Consider the following 7,861-nt stretch of genomic DNA (forward strand, 5'->3'; position numbering starts at 1 on the left):
TGTTCTACATTGTACACCTTACCTAGTTAAAGGATGGGAAAAAAATGGACCAGTTACTCTCAGTAAAGATGGATACAAATTCAGGGGTTATCGATCATCGGATCCACGACCTTTCATCTGAAAAACAAAGTGGATTAGCATGGATAAAAAATCATATTGATGAAGTTAATCAATGGGTAAACAAGGATGGCTTTGCCTTATTGCGGGGTTTAAATATTGTAAGCAGCAATCAATTTAGCAGCATACTTGAAACAATATTTGGTGAGCCACTAAGTCAGTATATGTATCGCTCTTCACCTCGCACCGCATTGAAAAACAATATCTACACCACCACCGAATATCATGCTGATCAAGTGATACTTCAGCATAATGAAAACGCTTATTCCAATAAATGGCCGATGAGAATGGGCTTTTTTTGCGTGATCCCCGCCAAAAGTGGTGGCGATACACCGCTTGCCGATAGCAGAGAGGTGTACAACAACTTACCTTTGGAAATTCGTGACAAGTTTGAGCGGTTAGGGGTTATGTATGTACGAAACTACGGTGATATTGATTTGCCTTGGCAAGAAGTATTTCAAACTGATAGTAAATGCGAAGTAGAAGCATATTGCGATGCCAACCAAATTGAATATCAATGGTATGAAAACCGTTTACAAACTCGTCAACGGCGCCCCGCAGTTGCCAAACACCCGCAAACTGGCGAAAAGGTCTGGTTTAATCAAGCACATCTTTTTCACGCCTCTAGCATTGATGGACAGACATCAGATTTTATGCGCACAAGTATTGGCGAAGAGAATTTGCCTCGAAACGCATATTATGGCGATGGAAGTGTGATTTCAGATGAAGAGATACACGCTATAAACCAAGTCTATAAGGATCTGACTTTTTCTTATCCTTGGCAAAGAAACGATATTTTGCTGCTAGATAATATGCTGTTTACCCACGGGCGTCAGGCCTATTCAGGTGTTAGAAAAGTACTCGTAGGCATGGCAAAGATAGTTGGTTGAAATTGATGTATGACCGTCCGCATTTTCGGGCGAAAACGTTTTGTTAGTAGTTGTGTGGTTAGCAAATAACAGACATTTGTTGAGGAAATAAACAATGAAATGGCTTTTGCATTCGCGGTTTAAAATTATGGTGTTGTGTTTGATAAGCTTAATTTTGGCTTCTTGTTTACAAAATAAGAGCGTAGCCAAAAATACCACAATTACGGCAAGTCAAATTGAAATGATAGCAACGACAGTAAGCGACTACTGTGATAAAAACGTTTTTTTCGGAACTATCTATATCACTTCTCAAGATAAGGTCGTGTATGAAGCCAATTGCGGCCCGCAGAACATGCAGTATGGCGTTGAAAACACAATTAAATCAAAGTACCGAATTGGCTCCAACACAAAGGCGTTTGCAGCTGCAATTTTAATGCGAATGTTGGAAGGCAAAGACTTGAGACAAGAAACCATTGGCGATCATTTACCTTGGTATCCAAAAAATCAATGTGCAGATGTGTCGTTGCATCATTTGCTAACAATGTCTTCGGGCATAGATAATTATAGTGATAATGAAGAAGTGTACGATAACTATGGGTGGCGTCCATTTTTATACGACAAGACGCTAAACCTTAATGGTCCAGAAGACTTTAGTAATCGCTTTTGCACATGTACTTCGCAGGGGGATAAACCGTCATTTACACCAGGTTCGCAGTATGAATACAGCAACTGTAATTATTATTTAATTGGCAATATTATTGAGCAGATAGCCGCGGGCACGCAAGGTGATATATCTCGCGAGTTTTGGTTTGGCAACCTGCTTAGAGAACATATTTTAGATACTTTAGCGATGAGCGAAAGTGGCTCATTTAGCCCCATTGGCATTTATAGCAACATGACCACGGGCTATATCTACAATCAAAATCAGTACTTACCATTAGCTAATGGCCGTCCTCCTGTTGCTGGTGGGCCAGCGCCTTATGAGGATATATTGGTTAACCCTTATAGTAATCCACTAGTGTTGTATTCAGCAGGTGATATGTATTCAACAGTTGAAGATATGCAAAAGTGGGATCAGGGTTTATATACAACCAAAATACTAAGTGAAACGCAAAAGCTGGCGGCCTTTGCTCCGTATGCAAATACTAACAGCACTGAGTCATGTGAATACTATGGCTACGGTTGGTTTGTGACGTTTATCGACCCAACTCAATATGGCAAAGTAGCTGATTGCCCGCAAAACCCCAACGATACCAATCTCAGGAAATACGAGAAGTTTTTACAATACTCTGGAAGCTATCCGTACTCTTGGGTGACCAGCTTTAATCGCTTAATAGAACGTGACCAAGCAGTGATGGTTTTTAGTAACTATGTAAAAACAGGCACTGAGTCAGATTGTATTTCAAGTGAAATTAGGAACATTATCTTTTACAACGATAAGCACCGCAGTGTTAGCTGCCAAAGTGTGCTTAACGACGCGTAAGAGAGTGAGTCTTTGAGAAAAGGAAATAGAGCAGTTGTATTTCGTTTTCGCTTATCGGTGTGCTCTTGTGTGCACGATAAAAGAATTACTTTTTAGCTCATGTAGTTAGAAAGTGAAAAAGGGCAAGTTAGCAATCAAGCTTTAGTTAGCTTTTGAATAACTTGATATGTTTAACAACTGTTTAATTCTAAATCATAGAGGACTAAATATGACAGCGACAAAAACAGCGAAGGATGAAAAGGCGAGCGAGGTTAAAACCGAACAAGATGCAAATCATGTTGAGGTTGAAAATCGCGAAGCTGTCGCACAGCAAATTGTTGACAAGTATACAAAGTGGTCGTTTGGTAGTGGTCTTATTCCAATTCCTGCGGTTGACTTAGTAGCTTTGACAGGTATTCAAATAAAAATGATTGGTGAAATCGCGAAAGTGTACGGTCAATCATATAGTGAGAATATGCTGCGCGGTACTATCACAGCGGTGATCGGTGGTTCATTTCCACAAACTTTGGGCGGCGCTGGTTTAAGCAGCTTTTTGAAAGCTGTTCCAGTACTTGGCACGTTGAGCGCACTGGCGTTTATGCCTGTCGTATCAGCAGCATCTTCACATGCTGTAGGTACAACGTTTATTCGTCACTTTGAGCACGGTGGAACTTTGTTAGACCTTAATCTTTCGAGTATTAAGGACGACATCTCTGAGACCGCAGCAAAGTTTAGAAAAAACAAAGACAACGCAGATACACAAGTGAACGCTGCTAGCTAGTAGTAACTTGATAAACCAGCAGGAGTCTGCTGGTTTATTTGTTCTATAACTTACATTAGGAAATGCAACATGCTGGTAATACTATATTTGGCTTTATGTATTCTGTCAGGCTACTGGGGACGCAATACCTTTGCCGGGCCCGTAGGGTTTTTCTTGATCTCTTTGGTCTTTACGCCTTTAGCAGGTTTATTGATTTTGTTTTTAGCCAAAAGAAGAGAGCCTATCGCGGAGGAAGAAGAATAGGCCTCTGTGCAAATTTTAAGTGTTGTAGTAACACTTGTATTGGTGAACATGGAATTTAGAGCTGCTCTCTGTCATTGTGGTATTTGAGCAAAAAAATAATAAAGAAGCGCAAATGGTATTATACGATTTAATAAGTCGAAACTTAAAAGTAAAGAAACGGAACTTTGTTGCTCTTGGTTGTATTTCAGGTCTAGCAAACGCGTTGGTACTGGCTTTAATCAATAACGTTGCTGAGAACATTTCTGATATAAATCGAGAGAATCATATACTCTATTACTTGGTCTTATTTAGCTTAACAATTGCTATTTACGGCTTTACACAACAGCGTCTAATGACCAAAGCAGCAAGGACCGTCGAAAAAGCCATTGCTGGACTGCGCGTTGAGTTGTTTGAATGTGTTCGCTATACCGAATTATCAACACTTGAGAAAATAGGCAAAGAGAGAATATTTAATACACTTAGCAAAGAGCTACAAACGATTTCTCAATCAGCGCAACTGTTTGTCATTATCGGTCAGTCAATCACATTGGTGTTTTTTACTTCCCTGTATATTGCTTACCACTCGTTTGTGGCATTTTTGGTTGTGTCGGTATTGATTATGTTGGGGGCGAGTATTCATCGACTTCGCGCCAATGAAATACAGAAAAACATGAGGTTATCATTTGAAAGCGAAAATATGCTAATTCACCGGTTGTCTGACTTATTAGATGGTTTTAAGGAAGTGAAGCTTAGCTCTCCCAGAGCTGATGACCTAGAAAACGAATTTATTGCAGACTCAACCCGAGCTAAAAATGCCAAAACCACCACTCAGACCTTATTTGCAACTGACTTTGTGTTATCACAAATTACATTTTTTGCAGCAACGGGTGCAATGGTTTTTATCGTTCCATTGCTTTCAAATGTATACACAGACGTCGTGATAAAGGTTACAACTGCATCGTTATTTTTAATCGGTCCGATCACCAGTATAGTGGGTGGCATACCTATTTACACCACGGCAAGCGAAGCTGCAAATAACGTATTAGAGCTTGAAAATGAGCTTAAACTTGCATCGCAAAAAGCCCAAAAACAAAACGTCAAAGGGCCTTCAGAAATACGCGCTTTTGAAGAGATCAAACTAGAAGGGGCGTACTACCAACACAATCGCCCTGCAGGAGAGCGGCCATTTTTTGTTGGCCCCGTGGATTTAACCATTAAGCCTGGGCAAATCACCTTTGTGACTGGTGGTAACGGCAGTGGTAAAACTACCTTTATTCGAATGCTCACCGGGCTATATGAGTTACAAGCTGGGCAAATACTATTAAACGGCAGAGCAATCACAAACAACGAACAAGATTTATACCGTAGTTTGTTCACCGCTGTTTTTTCAGACTTTCATTTGTTTAAACAGCTGTATGGGATCCGCGTCGGTTCGCAGCAAGAAATAGATGACTGGTTAGTATTTTTGGAAATGAATAATAAAGTAAGCGTTGAAAACAGCGAGTTTTCAACCGTTGACCTATCAACTGGGCAGCGAAAACGGCTCGCTTTACTCAGTACAATTTTAGAAAATCGGCCAATTTATATTTTTGATGAATGGGCAGCAGATCAAGACCCAATATTTAGGCGCAAGTTCTACGAGCAAGTATTACCCAAGTTAAAAGAACGTGGGAATACTGTAATTGCTATTACTCATGATGATGCATATTTCCATTTAGCGGATGTACATTTAAAAATGGTAGAAGGACAATTAATGGAACATAACATGGCAGGCAGTGAGGGCGTTTCCTCATGAATATTATTATCCCACCAGATATAGGATTATTAGTCCTAGGCGCATTGTGTTTGGTGATAGTTATCTCCAACATTGTGATGCGTGTATTAAAACGTTATTACCCTAAATTACGTAAGCGGATCGTATCTTGGCGCTTTAGGGCTGGCGTTACCTTACTAATATTACTGTTTTTGATTGTTGCTTTGGTTCCCGTGGTGTTTATTAAAGTCGACTCAGGGGAAGTTGGCGTTTTATGGAAAAGACTCGGTGGCGGTACATATTTAGACAAGCCATTTTCTGAGGGTACTGTATTGGTAATGCCGTGGGATAAACTGGTAATTTATTCCAGTCGATTTCAAACGGCAAATAGAGAGATACACGCTATTACCAACCAAGGTTTACGTATTACCCTTGATGTGACCGTGCGTTACCGTCCTGTGGTTAAGCATATTCCGTTTTTACATCAGCTAGTCGGACAAGATTATGTCAATGAGATGGTGATACCCGAAGTCAGCTCTGCGGTTCGGGTGATAGTGTCTAATTATACTGCTGAGGAAGTCTACGGTTCGCAGCGTATGGATGTGCAAGCACAGCTGCTTGGAAAAGTATTGAATGAGCTTAAATTACAAGAACAAACAATTCTTAAAGGGATCTCGGGAGAGATGAAAGGCCATGCTCTAGTTAATCTTGATGATGTACTGATACGCCGCGTAAACGTACCAGAAGGGGTACATAATGCCATTATTGCGAAGGTAAATCAGCACTATCTGCAACAGGAGTATGATATGCGTCTAGAAGTGGCCGAGAAAGAGGCAATGCGCAAAGAAACAGAAGCCAAAGGGATTGCAGCGTTTCAAAAAACGGTTAGCGGTGGTATCTCTGAAACTTATTTAAGATGGCGAGGTATAGAGGCAACAATAGAGCTTGCTAAGTCCAATAACGCAAAAGTAGTTGTTATCGGCGGCGGTAAAGACGGATTACCGTTAATTCTGAATACTGAAAATAGTCTTGGTCCGTCTTTGCCTGCTGTGTCACACGCAAAAGATGATAAAGAAGCAACAGAAAAGACAAATAAGGAAACTAAGAAAGAACCAGTCTATCGTAGCCCAACAGCAAGTGCACATATTCCACTTGAAGAAGTCGCGCAACCATAGCAAAAATATGCCACGCAGTTTAGGTGGCATATTTATAATAATGTATGTTTAGATCTAGTAGTTCAGACTCTATAAAAATCGCTTATTTTCGCGTTGAGAAATTAGGCTATGCTTTAATTATTGATTCAATAACTATTTTCAATCGAGGAAATTAAGAGTTTGCATGAAGTATAGTGTAGTTCTGTTGTTGGTTTTGTCATGCAGCCTGTTTGCGCAAGCAGTAAAACAAGAGGACACTAGGTTTGTTATCAGCTATGTGGAGCACAAAGGCATCATTCATTATTATGTGCCGTTGTTGGAGCAAGCCTATCGCAAAATAGGTATCGAACCAAAATTTGAATTGATAAACGATAAGCGTGCGTTAAAGCTATTGGATCAAGGCTTAATAGACGCAGATACTGCCAAATCGTTAGAGTTTGTTGACGCGTATAAAAATATCATTGTTGTGCCAACACCAATAAGTCAAATTGACGTTGTTCTGCTTTGCCAGCCAAAGTTGCAATGTGATTTATCTATTCTTAAAAATTCCAATCGTTCCTTAGGGTTAATCGCGGCAAAAGAGTTTTATAAAGAGCTATTATCCGGAAGCACTATCAGTCTTGTTGAGTTTTCAAGTTTTGAAACACTTCTTAAAATATTTAGCCAAGATAAAGTCGATTATGCAATTGTCGTGTTTGATGATTACTCCAAAGATGCCTTGTCCACTTACCCAAATCACTTCTTTATACAACAAAAAATTGGCTACCACCTGCTTAACAAAAAGCATCAAGCTATCGTCAAGCAGCTCGATGAAGCGATTAAATCGGTCCGAGCGCAGGGCGGGTTTGTAAAATCAAATTAAGCGTTTTCGAAATAGACAGCAAAAGTGATACACTACGCGTTATGTCAATTGTAGATGAGGTAATGTGTGGAGTGTCGTCTTCATTGTGGTGCTTGTTGCATCGCGCCAAGTATCAGTTCTAGCTTTCCAAACCACCCAGAAGGCAAACCGGCAGGTGAGCGTTGTAAAAACCTCACAGATGACAACTTGTGCAAATTATTTGGTAAACCTGAACGCCCCAAAGTGTGTCATGACTTTAAAGCGACAGAGTGGGTATGTGGGAGTAATTCAACAGAAGCTTTAACCATATTACATGAACTGGAAATGTTAACAGAGTGATGTTTACACCCTAAAGCCATAATGGCGTATATCGCCACTTATCTCTCTCATGCTTCCAAGCTCTTGATCAGAGGGATTCCACTGTGCTCACAGATTAACCAAAGAGCTATTCTGTCCTAAAATCATCGTTCCATGCTGCTCCTTGTCGTGCTGAAAAACTGTCTTTGATACCAATTATGTTTAAACAAGGCTATGAGTGCCGCACCATCTAGGTCTGATACCTTTAACTTATCTTCTTTTAAAACAAAACATCGAAGATCCAATGCTGCTGGCTCCCTATGCGCCAATGTTCGCGCATTGTTTAAATAACAGCCTATTTACAA

General features: G+C 40.2%; 8 protein-coding genes. All 8 read left to right on the forward strand.

All coding sequences use genetic code 11. From position 1 onward, the window contains the following. Nucleotides 1–44: 44 nt before the first annotated feature. The 8 genes from HC733_RS10230 to HC733_RS10265 all read left to right on the forward strand — a co-directional run bounded on the left by HC733_RS10230 (nucleotide 45) and on the right by HC733_RS10265 (nucleotide 7,538). Nucleotides 45–1,007: a TauD/TfdA family dioxygenase gene (locus tag HC733_RS10230; protein ID WP_190364949.1), complete on the forward strand. Its 963-nt coding sequence runs from the start codon at nucleotides 45–47 to the stop codon at nucleotides 1,005–1,007. A gap of 94 nt (nucleotides 1,008–1,101) precedes the next feature. Next, on the forward strand, nucleotides 1,102–2,469 hold the full coding sequence (locus tag HC733_RS10235) for a serine hydrolase domain-containing protein (protein WP_190364950.1): 1,368 nt from the start codon (nucleotides 1,102–1,104) through the stop codon (nucleotides 2,467–2,469). A 208-nt stretch (nucleotides 2,470–2,677) separates the two neighbouring features. Beyond that, nucleotides 2,678–3,229: a YcjF family protein gene (locus tag HC733_RS10240; RefSeq protein WP_190364951.1), complete on the forward strand. Its 552-nt coding sequence runs from the start codon at nucleotides 2,678–2,680 to the stop codon at nucleotides 3,227–3,229. Between the two features lie 69 nt (nucleotides 3,230–3,298). Then, entirely contained in the window at nucleotides 3,299–3,472 is a 174-nt protein-coding gene (locus HC733_RS10245; RefSeq protein ID WP_190364952.1) for a hypothetical protein, read from the forward strand. A gap of 112 nt (nucleotides 3,473–3,584) precedes the next feature. Continuing rightward, complete coding sequence (locus HC733_RS10250) at nucleotides 3,585–5,246, forward strand: cyclic peptide export ABC transporter (RefSeq protein ID WP_190364953.1); 1,662 nt, start codon at nucleotides 3,585–3,587, stop codon at nucleotides 5,244–5,246. Beyond that, entirely contained in the window at nucleotides 5,243–6,379 is a 1,137-nt protein-coding gene (locus tag HC733_RS10255; RefSeq protein ID WP_190364954.1) for a prohibitin family protein, read from the forward strand. The genes HC733_RS10250 and HC733_RS10255 overlap by 4 nt, the downstream gene beginning before the upstream one ends. A 163-nt stretch (nucleotides 6,380–6,542) precedes the next feature. Further along, nucleotides 6,543–7,220 (forward strand): hypothetical protein, encoded by a 678-nt coding sequence (locus HC733_RS10260; protein WP_190364955.1) that lies wholly within the window; start codon nucleotides 6,543–6,545, stop codon nucleotides 7,218–7,220. A 66-nt stretch (nucleotides 7,221–7,286) separates the two neighbouring features. Continuing rightward, complete coding sequence (locus HC733_RS10265; protein ID WP_190364956.1) at nucleotides 7,287–7,538, forward strand: YkgJ family cysteine cluster protein; 252 nt, start codon at nucleotides 7,287–7,289, stop codon at nucleotides 7,536–7,538. Nucleotides 7,539–7,861: the final 323 nt, after the last annotated feature.

It is taken from the genome of Pseudoalteromonas sp. S16_S37 (genome assembly GCF_014694405.1).
Taxonomy (GTDB): Bacteria; Pseudomonadota; Gammaproteobacteria; order Enterobacterales; family Alteromonadaceae; genus Pseudoalteromonas.

Excerpts from the sequence above, each read along its gene's own strand:
- HC733_RS10255 (WP_190364954.1), top strand. The coding sequence starts at position 5,243 with ATGAATATTATTATCCCACCAGATATAGGATTATTAGTCCTAGGCGCA.
- HC733_RS10250 (WP_190364953.1), top strand. The coding sequence starts at position 3,585 with ATGGTATTATACGATTTAATAAGTCGAAACTTAAAAGTAAAGAAACGG.
- HC733_RS10235 (WP_190364950.1), top strand. The coding sequence starts at position 1,102 with ATGAAATGGCTTTTGCATTCGCGGTTTAAAATTATGGTGTTGTGTTTG.
- HC733_RS10245 (WP_190364952.1), top strand. The coding sequence starts at position 3,299 with ATGCTGGTAATACTATATTTGGCTTTATGTATTCTGTCAGGCTACTGG.
- HC733_RS10230 (WP_190364949.1), top strand. The coding sequence starts at position 45 with ATGGACCAGTTACTCTCAGTAAAGATGGATACAAATTCAGGGGTTATC.
- HC733_RS10240 (WP_190364951.1), top strand. The coding sequence starts at position 2,678 with ATGACAGCGACAAAAACAGCGAAGGATGAAAAGGCGAGCGAGGTTAAA.
- HC733_RS10260 (WP_190364955.1), top strand. The coding sequence starts at position 6,543 with ATGAAGTATAGTGTAGTTCTGTTGTTGGTTTTGTCATGCAGCCTGTTT.